Origin of the sequence: Streptomyces mutabilis (assembly GCF_046628145.1) — a bacterium.
GTDB lineage: Bacteria > Actinomycetota > Actinomycetes > Streptomycetales > Streptomycetaceae > Streptomyces > Streptomyces mutabilis.
This window is the reverse complement of record NZ_CP176874.1, coordinates 3,571,518-3,588,484: the sequence shown is the minus strand read 5'-3', so window position 1 is coordinate 3,588,484 and position 16,967 is coordinate 3,571,518. Positions and strand designations below refer to the sequence as shown.

12 protein-coding genes, 1 tRNA gene and 1 pseudogene are annotated in these 16,967 nt (G+C 73.9%); 2 read left to right on the top strand and 12 right to left on the bottom strand.

Features of this window, described 5'->3' with window-relative positions; all coding sequences use genetic code 11:
- The first annotated feature begins 34 nt into the window (after positions 1-34).
- Positions 35-1,762, top strand: coding sequence for a DoxX family protein (locus tag ACLIN4_RS15935; RefSeq protein WP_289908083.1), 1,728 nt, complete (start codon positions 35-37; stop codon positions 1,760-1,762).
- A 119-nt stretch (positions 1,763-1,881) separates the two neighbouring features.
- Here the strand turns inward: ACLIN4_RS15935 and ACLIN4_RS15930 are convergent, their stop codons facing one another.
- From ACLIN4_RS15930 to msiK, 3 genes are all read right to left on the bottom strand, one after another.
- Positions 1,882-2,619, bottom strand: coding sequence for a nucleotidyltransferase family protein (locus ACLIN4_RS15930; RefSeq protein ID WP_307652595.1), 738 nt, complete (start codon positions 2,617-2,619; stop codon positions 1,882-1,884).
- A gap of 120 nt (positions 2,620-2,739) precedes the next feature.
- Positions 2,740-3,198 (bottom strand): hypothetical protein, encoded by a 459-nt coding sequence (locus ACLIN4_RS15925; RefSeq protein ID WP_100049811.1) that lies wholly within the window; start codon positions 3,196-3,198, stop codon positions 2,740-2,742.
- Positions 3,199-3,473: 275 nt separating this feature from the next.
- Entirely contained in the window at positions 3,474-4,610 is a 1,137-nt protein-coding gene (gene msiK / locus ACLIN4_RS15920; RefSeq protein WP_100049706.1) for a diacetylchitobiose ABC transporter ATP-binding protein MsiK, read from the bottom strand.
- A gap of 221 nt (positions 4,611-4,831) precedes the next feature.
- Here msiK and ACLIN4_RS15915 point away from each other — a divergent pair.
- Positions 4,832-4,905 (top strand) — tRNA-Thr (locus tag ACLIN4_RS15915).
- A gap of 60 nt (positions 4,906-4,965) precedes the next feature.
- On the opposite strand, the gene ACLIN4_RS15910 is transcribed toward ACLIN4_RS15915, so the two are convergent.
- From ACLIN4_RS15910 to ACLIN4_RS15870, 9 genes and pseudogenes are all read right to left on the bottom strand, one after another.
- Positions 4,966-6,627 (bottom strand): alpha/beta hydrolase, encoded by a 1,662-nt coding sequence (locus ACLIN4_RS15910; RefSeq protein WP_411575921.1) that lies wholly within the window; start codon positions 6,625-6,627, stop codon positions 4,966-4,968.
- Positions 6,628-6,741: 114 nt separating this feature from the next.
- A pseudogene (locus ACLIN4_RS15905) lies at positions 6,742-7,860 on the bottom strand (NADase-type glycan-binding domain-containing protein); the annotation flags it as partial.
- Positions 7,861-8,768: 908 nt separating this feature from the next.
- The gene (locus ACLIN4_RS15900) at positions 8,769-9,278 is read right to left on the bottom strand and encodes a phage tail protein (protein ID WP_289908164.1); all 510 of its coding nucleotides are present in this window, start codon (positions 9,276-9,278) and stop codon (positions 8,769-8,771) included.
- A 59-nt stretch (positions 9,279-9,337) separates the two neighbouring features.
- Positions 9,338-11,296, bottom strand: a complete 1,959-nt coding sequence (locus ACLIN4_RS15895) for a putative baseplate assembly protein (protein ID WP_289908086.1) — start codon at positions 11,294-11,296, stop codon at positions 9,338-9,340.
- The gene (locus ACLIN4_RS15890; RefSeq protein ID WP_100049524.1) at positions 11,296-11,784 is read right to left on the bottom strand and encodes a GPW/gp25 family protein; all 489 of its coding nucleotides are present in this window, start codon (positions 11,782-11,784) and stop codon (positions 11,296-11,298) included. The genes ACLIN4_RS15895 and ACLIN4_RS15890 overlap by 1 nt, the downstream gene beginning before the upstream one ends.
- Before the next feature lie 73 nt (positions 11,785-11,857).
- Positions 11,858-13,780, bottom strand: coding sequence for a VgrG-related protein (locus ACLIN4_RS15885; RefSeq protein WP_107480194.1), 1,923 nt, complete (start codon positions 13,778-13,780; stop codon positions 11,858-11,860).
- Positions 13,780-14,502, bottom strand: a complete 723-nt coding sequence (locus ACLIN4_RS15880; RefSeq protein ID WP_100049522.1) for a LysM peptidoglycan-binding domain-containing protein — start codon at positions 14,500-14,502, stop codon at positions 13,780-13,782. Before ACLIN4_RS15880 ends, ACLIN4_RS15885 begins: the two co-directional genes overlap by 1 nt.
- A 38-nt stretch (positions 14,503-14,540) precedes the next feature.
- A complete protein-coding gene (locus tag ACLIN4_RS15875) occupies positions 14,541-14,963 on the bottom strand; it encodes a phage tail protein (protein WP_100049521.1) in 423 nt (140 codons plus the stop codon).
- A gap of 61 nt (positions 14,964-15,024) precedes the next feature.
- Positions 15,025-16,893 carry a hypothetical protein gene (locus ACLIN4_RS15870; RefSeq protein WP_411575920.1) on the bottom strand — a complete coding sequence of 623 codons (1,869 nt, stop codon included), beginning with the start codon at positions 16,891-16,893 and terminating at the stop codon, positions 15,025-15,027.
- Positions 16,894-16,967 lie beyond the last annotated feature (74 nt).

The window sequence follows — 16,967 nt, the reverse complement described above, 5'->3', positions numbered from 1 at the left end:
AAGGCAGTGTCCTAACCACACGTCACTCGGTTAGATGAGTGTGGACACCAGAACACCCCGCACACCCACGGGGGACCGCTCGTCGGGATACGACGACGCTCCCGCGCTGAGCATGGTGAAGGTGCCGAGCGATCCGGCCCAGGTCATCGTCAATCACGCGAGCTTCCGCGTGCAGCTCGGTGCCTCCGCCGGGCGGACCCGGTCCCCGCGGATCGCGCGGCACTTGAGCGCCACCCAGGACACCGCCCGCATGCCCGTGACGGGCACCGCACCGGCCGCCGCCCGCCGCCGCGCCGTCGTCTGGAGCGGGCGGTCCGACCCCGACGACACCGGCGCCCACCGCCTGCTCCAGGCGGTGCGGGCCGGCGCCGGCCGCCACGCCGAGGACCCGGCCGCCGACACCTCCGCCGACGCCGGAGCCACCCAGGTCATCCCCCGCGTCGGCGTCGACGGCGGCGCCCCGGGCCACGACGGCTACGACGGCTACGACGACGGGCCCGCCACCGAGACCATCGAGACCCCCTTCGTCGGCGCCCAGCGCGGCCCCGTCCCCGAGGGCACCCGGCTGCTGCCCGCCATGCGCACCGTCGGCAGCGCCTACGACGAACCCGCCTACACCGGCGAGGACTTCACCACCGGACCCGGACAGTACGACGACGGGTACGGCTACGACGAGGGCACGGAAGAGCCCGAGCCGCGCACCCGGCGGCACGCCGACGACGACGCACGGCACGCCTACTTCCCGGGCCGCCGCATGAACCTCGGCGTCGTGCTGCTCCCGCTGCGCGTCTTCCTCGGCTTCATCTCCATCTACGCCGGCATGGGCAAGCTCTGCGACCCCGTCTACTTCGACGGCGGCGAACGCGGCTCCATGGTCAAGTGGCTCAACACCCTGCACCCCTGGGACGTCGCCGAGCCGCTGCGCCAGTTCGCCCTCGCCCACCCCGTCGGCGCCGGGCTGGTGATCGCCTTCCTCCAGGTGCTCGTGGGCGTCCTGACCGTCCTGGGCTGCTGGCAGCGCGTCGCCGCCGTCATCGGCGCCGGCCTGTCCGCCGCGCTGCTCGTCACCGTCAGCTGGAAGAGCGTCCCGGTCTACGACGCGCCCGACATCATCTACCTCGCCGCCTGGTCCCCGCTGATCATCGCCGGCGCGCCCGTCTACTCCGTGGACGGCAGGCTCGCCGGCAGCGCCTGGCGACGCCTCGGCCCCCGCGCCGACATCTGGGACCTGCGCCGCTACGTACTGCGCCGCGGCGCCCTCGTCACCTTCCTCGTCGCCGGTGTCACCCTCCTGGTCGGCTCGCTGCTCGGCGGAGCCGTCCGGGACGCCGACCGGGTGGTCGTCCCCGGGCCCGGCGAGGCCCCGCGCAACGAACTGCCCGGCTCCCCGCTCCCGCAGGAGCCCGGCACCCGCGAGCCGAAGACCTCACCCGAGGCCTCCGCCTCGCCCACCCGGGGCGCCACCGGTGACGCGGCCACCCCCTCCGAGGACGCCGCGACCACGTCCGGAGCGACCCGCGACAGCGGCAGCGCCACCGCCGGCACCACGCCCAGCCAGACCCAGGGCACCACGGGCCAGGCCCCGCCCCGGCAGTCCACCCCGGCCGACCGGGCACCGAGCACCACGGCCGGGCCGACCGCGGGCGGCACCACGACGGGCGGCGGCAGCGGCTCCGGCGGCGGCGCGAGCGACAGCGACGGCGGCGGCTCCTCCTCCACCGGAGAGCCGGGCAGCCGCCTCGTGGGCGGCCTCCTGGGCTAGCCACCACCAGCGCCGCCCACGCGGCCGTACGTACGCCGAAGGGGCCCCGCACATGAGGTGTGCGGGGCCCCTTCGGCGTACGTACGGCGAACCACCGGCTGCCCGGACCGCCCGAAGGCTCAGCGGCCGGCCAGCGCCGCCAGCTCCCGTGCCGCCTCCGTCAGGTCCTTCGCGGTGTCGATGGCACGCCAGTAGGAGCCCTGCGGGATCGGGAAACCGGCCAGCCGGCGCTCGCGGGCCAGCCTCGGGAACGTCGTCCGCTCGTGGTCACCGCGCTCCGGGAGCATCGCGGCGAACGCCGACGAGAAGACGTACACGCCGGCGTTGATCTCGAAGGTCGACGGCGGCGCCTCGATGAAGTCGGTGATGTGGCCGAAGCCGTCCGTCTGCACGGCGCCCCACGGCAGCCGCGGACGGGCCAGGGCGAGGGTCGCGACGGCGTCCCGCTCGGCGTGGAAGTCGGCCATGTCGCGCAGCGAGAAACGGGTCCAGATGTCACCGTTCGTGGCGTACCAGGGCCGGTCCGGGTGGGGCAGGTGCGCGGCGGCGTACTTGAGGCCGCCGCCGCGGCCCAGCGGCTCGGTCTCGACGACGGTCGTGACGGAGAGCGGCAGGTCGGCGGCCTCCAGCCACTTCTGCAGCACCTCGGCGAGATGGCCGCAGGAGACCACGACGTCCGTCACGCCCTCCTCGGCGAGCCAGGCGAGCTGATGGCCGATGATCGGGGTCCCCGTGCCCGGGATCTCCACCATCGGCTTGGGCCGGTCGTCGGTGTACGGGCGCAGCCGGGAACCCTGACCGCCGGCCAGGACGACGGCTTGAACGGGGCGGCGGGACGCGGCGTTCGGATCGGTCATGCCCGAACTGTACGCGGCGCCCCGCGGGCCCGAGCGGAGTCCTCGGCGCACGACCTCGTCAGCAGCGCACGGCCTCTGGGTTCATCGGCGCCTCAGCGGACGGCGTCCGGGCACGGCACCTCAGCTGTGGGCGGCCAGCACGCCCGAGGCGAAGGCGGTGTCGCAGACGGGGCGCGCGTACGACTGGGCGCGCGTGGGGCCGTACACCTTGACCGCGGCGCGGCCGAGGGCGCGGGCGATGGAGGCGCAGTGCCCCGCCAGCGACGGACGCTCGTTCACCGCCTGCTGGAGGTGGGTCAGGGCCACGCCCGGGTCCTCCTCCTGCAGTTCGGTCAGCAGCCGGTCGCGCAGCACCTCGTGCGGGGCGCGCTCGGCGGCCCGGGCGGAGGCGGCCTTGGCGGCGGAGGCCTCCGACGCGGCGAGCACCGAGTCCGAGGGGTCCCCCGACCAGTTGACTCGGGTGACCGCGAGGGTCCCGGAGAGCACCAGGACGACGGGCAGGACGAAGGCGAGAGAGCGGCCGATCCGGTGGGCGGGGCCCCGGCCGCGTCGCGTCTGTCGGGTGGTGGAGTGCTTCACGGAGTGCTTCACGCGAGTGAGGGTAGCGCCCGGTAATGATTTGGCGACATTTAGTCACCCTTTCAGGGGATGAGGAGCGGCGTCGAAATGGGTAAGGGGTTGACGCACACTGCTCGAAACGTCCGTTGTGCCGGGGTATTTGTCGACAACGAAAAGAGCCCCGCAGCAGGCTGCGGGGCTCTTTTCGTCAACGCGGGTGAATTCACCCGGCCGCGTGGTTTCCGCGTGCTCCGGTTTGCCGGCGAGCGCGGAGCCGGGCGCGGCCCGGTGAGGTGTCAGTCGGAGAGGCGCTCACCCGTGGAGGACGAGAAGACGTGGCTCTCGCCCGGCCGCGGCACGACGTGGACGGTCGCGCCCTTCTCCGGCACCGCACGGCTGCTGACGCGGACCACGAGGTCCTTCGACTCGCCACCGACCTCGACCGTGCCGTAGATGTAGCCGTCGGCGCCGGTCTCCTCGACGACGTTCACGGAGACCGCGAGACCCGCCGGGGCGTCCTCGGAGTCCTTCGACAGGGTCTTGGCCGCGCCGCCGTTCAGCTCCACCACGTCGAAGTGCTCGGGGCGGACGCCGACGGTGACCGTGCGGTCGCCCTTGTCGGAGGCGGCCTTGAGGGCCTCCCGGCTGACCGGGACGACGCTGTTGCCGAACTTCACGCCGCCGTCGGTGATCGGGACCTCGATCAGGTTCATCGCCGGGGAGCCGATGAAGCCGGCGACGAAGAGGTTGGCGGGCTTGTCGTACATGTTGCGCGGGCTGTCGACCTGCTGGAGCAGACCGTCCTTGAGCACCGCCACGCGGTCGCCCATCGTCATGGCCTCGACCTGGTCGTGGGTGACGTAGACGGTGGTGATGCCCAGGCGGCGCTGGAGCGAGGCGATCTGCGTGCGGGTGGAGACGCGGAGCTTGGCGTCCAGGTTGGACAGCGGCTCGTCCATGAGGAACACCTGCGGCTCGCGCACGATCGCGCGGCCCATCGCCACACGCTGGCGCTGACCGCCGGAGAGCGCCTTCGGCTTGCGGTCCAGGTACTCGGTGAGGTCGAGGATCTTCGCGGCCTCCTCGACCTTCTGCCGGATCTCCGCCTTGTTGACGCCGGCGATCTTGAGCGCGAAGCCCATGTTGTCGGCGACCGTCATGTGCGGGTAGAGCGCGTAGTTCTGGAACACCATGGCGATGTCCCGGTCCTTGGGCGGCAGGTGCGTGACGTCGCGGTCACCGATGCGGATGGCGCCGCCGTTCACGTCCTCGAGCCCCGCGAGCATGCGGAGCGAGGTGGACTTCCCACAACCGGACGGGCCGACCAGGACGAGGAACTCGCCGTCCTCGATCGCGATGTCGAGACCGTCGACGGCGGGCTTGGTGGAACCCGGGTAGATACGGGTCGCCTTGTCGAACGTAACAGTGGCCATGGTGATGGGCCCCCTTCTACCGGCAGGAACGTGCCGGACGATCCGTTGTAGGAAGGTGGTGTGGTGTAGTCCACACGGGTGAACTGGCACAGGACGGTACCTGGCGTTCACCTGATCTGTCAGTACCTGTGAGGCTGTGAACTTCGCCGAAATTTTCGAATCACATCGTTCACCGGCTCTGTGTACAGTGGACCAGCCTCCGCGCGCGCCGCCGCGCGAGTGCCTCCTTAGCTCAGATGGCCAGAGCAACGCACTTGTAATGCGTAGGTCGTCGGTTCGAATCCGACAGGGGGCTCCGCACCGGGTGAGGGCCCTGCCGTCGATGGGACGGCAGGGCCCTCACCTGCTTGGGGACCTACTTGCCCTCCGGCAGTGGTTCCGGATCGCAGACCGTGCCGGGCTTCGGGAGCTTGCCGTCGAGCAGGTACGTGTGGACGGCGTCGCGTACGCACGGGTTGCCGCTGTCGAAGGCGCCGTGGCCCTCGCCGCGGTAGGTGAGCTCGTGGCCGACGTCCTCGCCGAGCTGCTCGGCCATGCGGGCGGCGCCCTCGTAGGGGGTGGCGGGGTCGCCGGTGTTGCCGACCAGCAGGATCGGCGGTGCGCCCAGTGCGCTCACCTCGGGGTGCTTCGCCTCGCCTGGCACCGGCCAGCCGGCGCAGGAGAGGGCGCTCCACGCGAGGCCCGGGCCGAACAGGGGTGAGGCCTTGGTGAACTCGGGCATCCTTCGCTCCACGTCGGCCACGGTGTAGCGGTCGCTGGAGTCGTCGCAGGTGATGGCCCGGAAGGCGTCGTTCTCGTTGCTTTCGTCCGTGGGGTCGTCGTCGGTCGTGTCGTCGTCGGGGCCGCCGCCGGAGCCGTGCTGCCCGATGGCCTCCGCCAGGTCCGCCAGGACGTCGCCGTCGCCGCCGGTCACCGCCTCCAGGCCGACCAGGAGCGCGGGCCAGAACGACTCGCTGTAGAGCGAACCGGTGAGGGCGGCGAGCACCTCGTCGCCGTCGAGTTCGCCGCCGTCCGAGGTGGGCAGCGGGGTCTCGTCGAGGTCCGCCTCGAGGTCCACGGCGGCGTCCACGATCGCTTCGACGTCCTCGCCGAGCGTGCAGCGCTGCTCGACGCACCACTGGGCGAAGTGTTCGAAGGCGAGCTGGAATCCGGCGGCCTGGCCGAGGGCCCCCTCCATCATGTCCTGGGTGGGGTCGACGACGCCGTCCAGGACGGCCCGGCCGACGTTCTCGGGGAACAGGTGGGCGTACACGCCGCCGAGTTGGGTTCCGTACGAGATCCCGAAGTAGTGGAGCTTCTCGTCGCCGAGGACCTGTCGCATCAGGTCCAGGTCGCGGGCGGCTTCGGTGGTGCCGACGTACGGGAGGACGTCGCCGGAGTTCTTCTCGCACGCCGCGGCCGTCAGTTCGGTGAGTTCGACCAGCGCGTCGGTCTCGTCGGTGCCGTCGTCGGGGGCCTGGTCCACCTCCTCCTCGGCCTCTTCCGCCTCGTCGGGGTCCAGGCAGCGCACGCCCCGGCTGTTGCCGACGCCGCGCGGGTCGAAGCTCACGAGGTCGTAGCGGGAGCGGAGCTTCTCGTAGTCGGTGGCGAGGGCGGGCAGGGTGGTGACTCCGGAGCCGCCGGGGCCGCCGAAGTTGAAGAGCAGGGAGCCGATCCGGTCGTCGGCGTCGGCGGTGGAGCGGGCCCGGATCAGTTCGATGCCCAGCGTCTTGCCGTTCGGCTTGTCCCAGTCCAGGGGTGCCCGCATGGTGGCGCACTGCCAGCGGGTGCCGTCCGGGAGCGCGTCGGGGGCCTCGCCGCCGCCCTGGACGGGGCTCGGGGCGGGGCAGTCCCGCCAGTTCAGGGTCTGCTGCCGGAAGCGGTTCTCGGGCTGCCGGGCGCTTGTCGCCGTGCCGCCGTCGGCTCCCCGGCCGGCGTCCCGTGCCGTCGGCGCGCAGGCCGCCAGGGAGCAGGAGAGCAGGGTCGCGGTGGACAGCAGGGCAGCGGTGGATATCACGCGTGCTGTGGGGGTGGGCATGGGCTCAGGCTCCGGTCGGCCGGTCGCGGGCGCACGGTACGGCGTCCATTCGGCGCAAGAGGCCCCCGCCCGGTGCCGGGCGGGGGCCTCTCGCTGTGGTGCCGGGCGGGCCGGTCAGGTGCGGTTCGCGCTGGAGGGGCCGAAGAACTCGATCTCCGCGATGGCGACCTGCTTGTTCTCGGAGGCCGCGTGCGCCGACTCGATGGTGAAGCGGACCTTGGTGACCTCGCCGACGCGGAAGGGGCGGCGCTGGCCGCCGGCGCCCTGGTCGAGGGTGAGGTCGCGGGTCGTGGTGCTGCCGTCCTTCTTGGTGATGGTCGCTTCGACGCGGTGCGGGAGGGCCGACTGGTTGAGCTGGTCGGGCTTGGTGGAGGTGCCCGGGGTGATGATCAGGTCCAGCAGCCGGGTCGGCTCGGTGAAGCTGACCTCGACCCACTGGCCCTGGCCGGACTGCGAGATGCCCGGGCCCCACCACGTGTTGCTGCGCTTGTCGATGAGGAGTTCCGGCTTGTGGCCGGTGAAGGAGCGCGAGGCCGTGATGCGGTCGGGGGAGACCGGGGCGCGCTTGGCGAAGTGGTCGCGGGTGGCCTGGACGCCGTCGGGGATGTACACGAAGCCGAGGACCACCAGGGTGATGACGACGGCCAGGGTGATCCAGGTGCCGATGCGGTCGAACACGCGGCGCAGGCGCGGCCGGTCGCCCGCCCAGGGGGTCTCGTTGCGCCGGCCGCCGAAGAGGCGGCGCCACCACGGGGCGGGGCGGGGTTCGCCCTCGCCGGTGCGCTCCAGGGGCATGGCGCAGCGTGCGCAGTAGTGGCGGTCGGGGCGGTTGGGCGTGGAACACCAGGGGCACGGAGGCCCGTTGGCGATGTCCGGCTGGTGGCCGGGGGCGCGCACCTGGGGCCGGTCGGCGTCAGGGCGGCCGGGCAGCACCGGGGCGACCGCGGGGGGCGGGGCGGGGGCGGGCGTCTCCGGGTCCGCGACGGGGACGAGGAGGGAGCGCGCGCGGTGGTTCATGGTGTCGCTGAGCGCGTTCGGGGCGGGAGCGGGCTCGGGGGCGGTGGGCGGGATGGGGGCGGTGGGGGTGGTGTCCTCCGTGTCGCCGGTGGTTGGGGCGGTGGGGGCCGTGGGGGGTTGGCCTTCTGCTCGGGGAGGTGCGGGGGTGGGATGCGTTTCGGCGGGGGCGGGGGGCGGCGTGGCTCCCGGGGTCACCGGGGGCGTGGCGGCGGCGCCGGCCGACCAGGAGGGTGCGGAGGGGGTGGAGGCGGTGGAGGGGGAGCGGGGGCCCGTGGCGTCGGTGTGGGCGGTCCCGGAGGGGTGAGGGGCGGTCGTGGTGCCGGGCTGGGTGGGCCCGGAGGGAGCGGACGCTTCGGCGGAGGCGGTCGGGGTGCTCGGTGCGGTCGGTGCAGGCGGTGCAGGCGGTGCAGTCGTTTCGGCTGGTCCGGTGGGCCAGGTGGTTCCTGAGGCTCCGGTGGGGCCGGTGGGTGCGGCGGTGGTGGCCGTTCCCGTGGTTCCCGCGGCGCCTGCGGCCACTCGCGCGGTCCTGGCGGCCCGTGCGGCCCTCGCCGCGCGTGCGGCGCTGACGGTGTCCGCGCCGGTGGGTGCCGTGGCGCCCGCTGCCGGTGCGGCGGTGCTCGCGGGTGCGCCGGTGGCGAGGGGCTCCGCGCTGTGGTGCGGGGCAGCGCTGTGGTGGGGCTCCGTGGTGCCGGCGGTTCCCGTGCTCGGTGCCGGGGGCGTCTGCGGCACCGTGCCCGGGGTCGTCCCCGCTGTCGGGGTCGTGTCCGGACCGGACACCGTACCCGTGCCGGTGTGCGCGCTCGGGGCGGGTGAGGGGCCGTCGGCGTGCGGCTGTCCGGGGCCGGCGGGTGCGGTCGGCCGTCCGTCCGGGGCGTCGGTGTCCGGGCCGGTGCCGGTGGGGGTCCGGTCCGCGAGGGCGGGTCGGGCCGGGGGCACGCCCGTGCCGCCGGGGCCCGGGCGGTCGAACGCGTCCCAGCCGGGGTTCTGCCCGGACGAGGAGGATGCGGCGGGGCGGCCGGCGCGGGCGGCGCCGGACTGTTCCCAGCGGAGTACGGCGCCGCACGCGTCGCAGAAGGACTGGCCCGGTGCCGCGCGCGTTCCGCACTCGGCGCAGTTCTGCGTGGTCATCTCTCCGGGGTCCTTTCGGAGGCGGTCACTTCGACGGTGTAGGGCATGTGGGCCGGGCGGGCCGCCGCGACGAGGGCGTCCAGGCGGTGCCGGTCGGCCGGGGTCGGGTCGGGCAGCCGGAGGGCGACGTGGAGGTGCGGGCGCGGGGTGCCGGGGAACGGGCCGAGCGGACGGGCGTTCCACGCGGCGCCGCCGCTCTCGGTGATGTCCGGCTCGGCGCCGAACGCGAGCCGTACGGCCTCCGCCAGGCCCTGCCGGGTGCCCCGTACGCGGTGCAGGCGGGCGGCGGCGGCGACGGCGGCGCGCAGCCGGGGCTCGGGTTCGGTGCCCTCGGTCTCGGCGCCGACCCAGGTGCCGAGCCACTGGGCGAAGTCGGCCGGGGTGAGGGCCGGGTCGAAATAGGTGTCCAAGCAGTCGAGGACGTTGAGGATGGGCGCGAGGACGTCGTCGAGGCCGCCGACGAACCGCTGGGCGAGGTCGTCGTCGGCGAAGACGGCGGGCAGCATCGTGCCCAGGGGCAGGGAGGAGCCGAGGCCGTCGACGGAGCCCCGGTAGGGCGTCGTCGTCACGTGCCGTCCCCGATCACGCGGACGCGGTGGTCGAAGGAGAAGACCAGCGAGGGCGGTTGGAGGTCGATGCGGTCGGTGGGGTCGCCGCGCTTGCCGGTGAGGGGGTCGGCGGGGTGCAGGACGACCTCGTCGACGAGTTCGACGCCGGGGACGCGTTGCAGCACCGCGAAGACCTCGCCGGTCTGCACGGGGCGGCCGAAGGGCCAGCCCTTGCCGTCGGCGCCGCCGGTGAGCGGGTCGAGGTGGCGGTAGAGGGCGTCGTGGGCCTGGCGGCGCACCCGGTCGGTGTCGACGCCGCGGAAGGCGTGGACGGTCGCGACGACGGTGACGCCCTGGTAGTAGGGCGGACCGACGGCGAGGCGGGTGCCGATGAGGCGGCGTTCGTCGAGGTGGCGGGTGATGCGGGCCAGGAGGGCGTCGCCGGGGACGAGTTGCTCGAAGCGGAGCCGGCCGCCCGGGTCGGGGACGGCCTGGGGGACGACCAGGACGCGGACCGCGTAGGCGCCGTGCTCGCCCTCCTCGCCCTCCAGGCAGGTGATGCGGGCGGTCTCGGGGGCGGCGCGGCGGGCCAGTTCCTCGTAGTCCCGCAAGGTGACGGCGCGTTCCTGGGCGCGCAGGGTGATCGGCGCCCGGAGCTTGGCCTCCTCGACGGTCTCGCCGTCGACTCCGCCGCGCGCGGCCTCGCGGTTGACGACCTCGGAGACGTACGGGATGGAGGTGCGCAGCACCTGTACGGCGCCGCGCGCCACGTTGCCCGCCCTGCCGCCGCCGGTGCGGTAGCGGCGGGCGCGGATCACGGCGCCCTTGGGGGCGACCGTCCCGTACTGGCGCAGGGTGCCGTCGGGTTCGCGGACGGACGGGCCGAAGGCGATCTCGCCGGTGGCGGCGTCGAGGGTGACGTGGTGGTCGTCGGGGCCGGAGGCCGCGAAGTGCGGGACGACCTGCCAGTCCTGCCAGCCGTCCCCGGCGGCGGTCTGGAGGAGCAGCGGCGGGTCGTCGGCGACGACGGGCGCGTGGGCGAGGCGCAGGCGCTGGCCGGGCAGGCCGGTGGACTCGCCGAGGGCCTCGTCGTGGACGGTCTCGGCGTGCACGGCGCGGGTGGTGCCGCCGATGGTGTACGCCTCGGCTGAGCGGATGGTGGGGGAGGTGGTGTAGAAGGGCTGGCCGGGCAGCGGGTCGGTGACCCGGCAGCGTATCCAGCCCGCCTCGTGGCCGCCGTTGCGGGACAGGACGTGCCCGCCGGGGACGTGGAGGACGATGTCGCCGGGGCGGTTGAGGCCGCCGGTGCCGTCCTGGTCCACCTCGCAGGGCTGCCAGCCGTCCTCCGTCCACGCCTCCCAGACCAGCGGCGGCTGGCGGGGGTCGACGCCGACGCCGTCGACGCGGCTGTCGAGTTCCAGGGCGAGGGCGCAGTCGGGGGTGGCGGCGGTGAGGCCGATGAGCATGCAGTCGCCGGGCTGCGGGGCCTCGGCGAAGCACATGAGGTCCTTGCCCTCGGCGAGGTCCGTGGTGCGGTCGGTGACGGGTTCGCCGCGGTGCTGCACCACCAGGTGGCCGAGCGCGCACGGTACGACGACCAGGTCGCGTTCGGTGGCGAAGACGACGGCGTCGTCCCGCTCGGTGCGCAGGGTGGCGACCTCCGCCCCGGACGGGACCAGGATCGCGTCCTCCTGGGGCGCGGACAGCCAGAACGTGACGTCCGTGCGGGCGGCGGAGGGCGGGAAGAGGGTGATGCCGACCAGGTCGAGGAAGGCCAGGTGGTTCTTCTCGGGGACCCGGTTGAGGCGGTAGACGATCTGGTCGGCCATGTGGGCGACCGTCTCGACGAGGGTGACGCCGGGGTCGGAGACGTTGTGGTCGGTCCACTCCGGGGCGCGCTGCTGGATGTAGCGCTTGGCGTCGTCGACGAACTGCTGGAAGCGGCGGTCGTCGAGGTTAGGGGAGGGCAGGGACATCAGCGGTCGCTTTCGGGAGAGCCCGGGAGGCCGGCGGGGCCGCCGGGACCGGATGTACCGGCCGGTCCGGCGGAGCCGCCGGGGAGGTCCGGCTCGTCGTGGGAGGGGATGACGTAGAACGGGAAGACGAGGCTGCGCGGGTTGTTGGTGCCGCGGATCGAGTAGCGGACGTCGATGTAGAGGACGCTCTGGTCGGTGCCGGTGCTGACGTCGACCTCGTGGACCTCGATGCGCGGCTCCCAGCGGTCGAGGCTGGCGTACACCTCGTGCTGGATGCGGCCCGCGGTCTGCTCGTTGACCGGGGCGAAGACCAGGTCGTGGATGGCGCAGCCGAACTCGGGGCGCATCGGCCGCTCGCCGGGCGCGGTGGCGAGGACGAGCCGGATCGCCTCCTCGACCTCGCGCTCGCCGCTGACCAGGGCGATGCCGCCGGTGGGCCCGATGCGCATGGGGAACGCCCAGCCGGAGCCGACGAACTGTTCGGCCATCAGTGGGCCACCTGCCTTCGTTTTCCTGTACGCGCCGTGGGCCCGGCGGGCCGGTACGGCGGTCGTCGTCCGGTCATGCGGGGAGCGGGTACTTCACGGTGTTGACGAACACGGCACCGAAGAGATCGACCTTGATGCCCTTGATGTTCACGTTGGCCACGGCGTTGACCGACACCATCCCGGTGGCGTTGATCGAGGTCATGCCGCTCGACGACAGGTTCATGGCGCCGCCCATCGCGTTGACGTTGACGGCCCCGCCCAGCGAGGTGAGGCTGACCAGCGCCTTGCCCTTGAGGGTGAGCGGGCCGCCGCTGTCGATCATCACGGAGCTGCGCCCGCGCAGGGTGAGGCTGGTGCCCGCCTCCACCGACACCGAGCGGCTGCCGGTGATGCTGACCGAGCCCTTGCTGTCGACGGTGATCTCGGTCTGGGTACGGTCCAGGTTGATGATCAGCTTGTCGTTGCCGCTGGCGATCCGCACGCCCTGCTTGCGGCCGCCGGTGCGCTGGCTGAGCAGGTCGACGCGGTTGCCCTGGCGGTCGGACAGGGTGTGCCGGGCGGCCTGCTTCTTGAGCCCGTCGTGCAGCGGCACGTCGGAGACCTTGGTCGGCAGGTCCCGCCCGTTGTAGAGGCCGCCGATGACGAACGGGTGGTCCAGCGCGCCCCGGTCGAAGCCGACCAGCACCTCGTCGCCGACGTCCATGGGGAAGACCCCGCCGCCGCCCTTGCCGCCCAGCTGCACGGTGCGCGCCCAGTCGCTGACATAGGTGTCGTCCAGCCACGGGAACTGGAGCTTGACCCTGCCCTGCTTCAGCGGGTCCTGTACGTCGGTGACGATGGCGTTGGCGACGCTGGGCAGCCGGGCCGCGCTCGCGGCGTCCACGCCCCCGCCGCCGCCCGAGGCCAGCCCGTACAGGGAACGCCACTGGCGTCCGCTGACGGTGATCCAGGACTCGTAGTGCTTGCCGTCGCCGAAGACGTGGCGCACCGAGGTGACGGTGTACTTGCCCTCGAAGGGCTTGCCGACGTCGGAGAGGGCCACGGGGACGCCGGGCCTGAGGTCGGGGTTGCCGTAGACGGCGACCTCCAGCTCGGCGAAGGAGGAGGTGACGTCGGCGGCGAGGGCCTGGGCGGCGTGCCGGACCTCGTCCTGCTTGTCGTAGGGGCTGGCGGTCTCGACGAGCTTGGCGGGCTTGAACTTCCCGGCGGCCTGGCCGGGTGTCGAGCCGATGCTGATGCCGGGGTCGGTGGTGGCGGGCGCGACCTCGGTGATCTTCTTCTTCGTCGTGACGTTCCAGCCGCGCGACTCGACCTTGCCGACCTGGTCGGCGGCGGTGACGGCGGCCCGCAGCCGCAGGATGTCGTGGCCGGCCTGGAGGACGAAGGTGCTCTTGTCGCCGTCCGTCTGCGGCGAGGGCGCCCCCGCCGACGGCTTGGGCGTCACGAAGCGGAACTTCCCCTTGGCGTCCAGGGACATGACCATGTTGTTCTCGTCGGCGAGCCGGGACAGGAAGTCCCAGTCGGTGACGTTGGACTGGCTGATGAACCCGTACATGCCCTTCGTCGGCTGGATGCGGCCGATGGACACGCCGTCCATCGCGGCGAGCTTGCGGGCGATGTCGGACGCCTTCTGGTTGCGGTACGCGGCCACCCGGCGCTGGCGCATCATGCGGTGCCCGTAGTCGTACCCGCGGATGACGGTGAAGCTGCCGGTGCCGTCGTAGTCGGCCTCCAGGCCGGTGACCTCGCCGGTCAGCAACGGGTTGCCGATGCCCTGCCCGTCGGCGATCGGCGTGATGACGATCTTGGTGCCGAACTGCACGTTCAGCTTGCCCAGGACCAGACGGTAGGGGTCGCGGAAGGTGAGGCGGAACGCCGCGGGCACGCCGACGCCCTGGTCGACCCAGCCCTCCACGAGCATGGGCGCGATGTCGGACGGCAGTTTCGCGCCGCCGATCTTGACCTCGACGATGCTGGAGAACGCGGGGCGCACCATCAGTGAGGCACCTCCTCGGTGGCGGGCAGCATGAGTTCGGTGCCGGTCGGCAAGCGGGACGGGTCGTCGATGCCGTTGGCCTCGGCGATCGCCCGCCACGCGCTCGCGCTGCCGTACTCGCTCCACGCCAGCGACTGCAGGGAGTCCCCGGCGACGACGCGGTGCACGCGCTGGGCGGTGAGCGCGCCGGACGTCGGGTTCTGGCCCTGGGTCGGGCCGGGGATCTCCACGAGGGACACCTGGCAGGTGGCGCGGATCGGGACACCGGTGGTGCCGAAGAGGCTGTACTGCGCCTCCACGGAGGAGACGTACGCGGTGAACCGGGCCGTGGAGAACGAGCCCCACTCGAAGACCACCCAGGGCGGCGAGGGCTGCTTGGCGGCGATGCTCTTGGCGGTCACCTCGCAGCACAGCAGCAGCGACTCGACCTTCTTCATCACGGTGTTGCCGTTGGGCTTCATCGAGGAGTCCAGGAAGATCTCCAGCGTCATCTCCCGCGGGTCGGCGCCCATGAACTCCGGCTTGGAGCCGTCCCGCACGGCCATGGTCGGCGTCGCCTTCCACTGGGCGCGCTGGGTGAGGGACAGCTGCGCCGGGTTGAACTCGAAGCCGAACCTGCGCATCAGCGCGCCGGGCGTGGTGGTCGTGCCGGTGGGCGGTTCGTGGATGGCGAGGTTGGCGCGTACGAGGCTCTTGCCGGCGCCCTTGCCGCTCTTTGCCATGGTCTCTTCCCTTTCTGTCCCTCTGCTGCGGGGCGCCGTCAGTCCGTGAACCCGTGGTGGGCGATCTCCAGGACCTCCGTGGCCACGGCCGGGCTCGCGGGGTCGAGGCTGGGGCCCTGCCAGCTGACGGGCAGCACCTCGATCAGGCCCCAGCGGGCGACCAGCGAGCCGTCCGCGCGCAGCGCCGATATCTGTGCGGTGGGACGCTTGATGCCGGTCTGCACGGACGAGATCCACTTGGCGACCTTGGCCGTGTCCGGGGTGAGGGGCCGGGTCAGCCGGATGTTGGAGTACGAGACGCGGGTGGGCAGTTGCCACACGAACCCGTTGTTGCCGCCCTCCTGGCGCTGCTCGATCTCCACCTGGGACGACAGCCCTTCGCACCCGTTGAAGTAGCCGAGGCTCTCGCCGTCGATGGTGAGGGTGAACCAGATCGTGGAGCCCGGGTCCTGGCGGGGCATCGGGGGTGGCCTTTCTGTCGGTTGGGCGAGCCGTGGGGCGCGAGGGTCGACCGGTGTCCGGTCAGGCGCGGGGGTCGCGGAGTCTGCCGACGCGTTCGCGGTCCATGCGCAGTTCGGTGCGGACCAGGCGGGTCACGCGGCCGATGATGCGGTGCACCAGCTCGTCGAGCTGGAAGTCGGTGAGCTCGCGCGGGTCGAACCCGCCCGCGGGGACCGCCGTGTACGCGGGCGGCGGGTCCGTCTCCCGGGCGGCCGGGGTGTGGGGCGGGTGGCCGCCGGGCGGGGTCGTGGCCGCGCTGTAGGAGGGGGGCGGTTCGTAGGGCGGCGGTGGGGTGTTCGACGGCGGGTGCGGGGGCGCCTGCGCGGGTGACTGCTGGGACGAGGGCGACCGGAAGTGTCCCAGGGTGGAGGCCACGGTCGCCGACGCGGCGGCGGCGAGGGCGCCGATGGTGCGGCCGGGGGCGCGGACGGGGATGCGCTGGACCGGGTGCGCGGGGGTGGTGGCCGCGGGGGGCGTCACGGAGGCGCCGGTGGGGTGGAGCGGCGGGTGCGGGGCCGCCGGGGGCGGGGTGAGGGGCGCCACGGGCAGCGGGGCGCGGACGGCGGTCGCGTCCGGGGGGCCGGACCGGCGCAGGGGCACGGGCTTGACGGGGGTGCGCTGGACGGGGGTGCGGTGAGTGGGGGGAGTGGGAGCGCTGGGTGTCGGCGCGGGTGCCGGTGCGGGTGCCGGTGTGGTGGGTGCCGGTGCGGGTGTGGGGACGCGTGAGGTGGTGGGGGGTGCCGGCGTCGGTGCGGTGGTCCGCTGGACGGGCGCGGTGTGGGGCGTGGCGGGGCCGGGGGCCGCGGGTGCGGGCCAGGCGGGGGTGGTGGCTCGCTGGACCGGCGGGTGTGTGGGGGCGCTGGGTGCGTGGGGGGCCGGGGCCGGGGCCGGTGGCGTGGGTGCGGGTGCTGCTGTGGTCGGCAGGGGGGTGCGTCCGCCCGGCGGGAGGGTGGGGGCGCCGGGGAGGGACGCCGAGGGCGGGGGCACGGGTGTGGGTGGGGTCGGGGCGGTGGCTCGCTGGACCGGCGTGGTGGTGGTCGGGGCCGGGGTGGCGAGGGGCTTGCTGTCGGCCGGGGCCGTGGTCAGGGGGGCGCCGAGGGGGGAGCGGCGTCGGCCGGTGGGGAGGGAGGCGGGGGCGGGGGCAGAGGCTGGGGCCGGGTGTGTGGGGGTCGCGGGCTCGGGCGACGTGGCCGGGGCCGGGGGCGCGGGTGAGGCCGGGGTCGGACGGGCGTCGGCGGGTTTGGAGGTGGGTGCGCCGAGGCCCGCGCGTGGTGCGGCGGTGCTGCGCTGGATCGGGGGTACGGCGCTGGGGGTGCCGATGCCGGTGCCGATGCCGGGGCGGGGCGTGGCGCTGGGGTGGGGCGGGCGTACGGCGTCGGTGCTGGTGCTGGTGCCGGTGCCGGTGCCGACGGGGTGTCGGGTGGTGGCCGTTTCGGTTCCCGGTCGGGTGAGGGGACGGGAGGTCCCCTCGGTGGCGCTCGGGAACGACGGCCGCGCGGGAGTCGGCGTGGTGCCGGGGGTGGCGGTGCGGTCGGTGGAGCGCTGCACCGGGGGCGCGGCGGACGGGCCGGCGGACGGGTGAGGTGCCGTGGTGCGGGGCGTCGCCGTGTGCCGGGTGTGAGTGGCCTGGCCGGGAGTCGAGGGTCGCGACGCGTCCGGGGGGCGGGTCGCCGACGTGCGTCGCTGGACGGGGGGCGTGGTGTCGGCCGCGTCGAGGGAGCGGTTCGCCGGAGGAGGGGTTGAGGACGGCTGCGGCCCGGTCATGCCGTGGACGGTCTGCGGCGAGGTGGGTGCGGTGGTGCCGGGGCGCCCCTTGGCGGCGGGGGCCGCCGGGGGCAGGCCGGTGGTGGCGGGCGCGGACGGGTCCGGTGCCGGGGTGCCGCGGGACACGGCTCGCTGGACCGGAGGCAGGGGGCGGCCGGGTGCCGCGCCGGTCGCCGCGCCGCCGGTCCCGCGAGGGGGCG

Bases quoted from the DNA above. Each gene is read 5' to 3' on its own strand.
- ACLIN4_RS15900 (WP_289908164.1), bottom strand. From the start codon at position 9,278: ATGCTGCCCGCCGTCTTCGCCGACGACGACCTCGCCCAGCGGTTCGTC.
- ACLIN4_RS15910 (WP_411575921.1), bottom strand. From the start codon at position 6,627: ATGCCCACCCCCACAGCACGCGTGATATCCACCGCTGCCCTGCTGTCC.
- ACLIN4_RS15890 (WP_100049524.1), bottom strand. From the start codon at position 11,784: ATGGCCGAACAGTTCGTCGGCTCCGGCTGGGCGTTCCCCATGCGCATC.
- ACLIN4_RS15895 (WP_289908086.1), bottom strand. From the start codon at position 11,296: ATGTCCCTGCCCTCCCCTAACCTCGACGACCGCCGCTTCCAGCAGTTC.
- ACLIN4_RS15880 (WP_100049522.1), bottom strand. From the start codon at position 14,502: ATGGCAAAGAGCGGCAAGGGCGCCGGCAAGAGCCTCGTACGCGCCAAC.
- msiK (WP_100049706.1), bottom strand. From the start codon at position 4,610: ATGGCCACTGTTACGTTCGACAAGGCGACCCGTATCTACCCGGGTTCC.
- ACLIN4_RS15885 (WP_107480194.1), bottom strand. From the start codon at position 13,780: ATGGTGCGCCCCGCGTTCTCCAGCATCGTCGAGGTCAAGATCGGCGGC.
- ACLIN4_RS15935 (WP_289908083.1), top strand. From the start codon at position 35: ATGAGTGTGGACACCAGAACACCCCGCACACCCACGGGGGACCGCTCG.
- ACLIN4_RS15875 (WP_100049521.1), bottom strand. From the start codon at position 14,963: ATGCCCCGCCAGGACCCGGGCTCCACGATCTGGTTCACCCTCACCATC.
- ACLIN4_RS15930 (WP_307652595.1), bottom strand. From the start codon at position 2,619: ATGACCGATCCGAACGCCGCGTCCCGCCGCCCCGTTCAAGCCGTCGTC.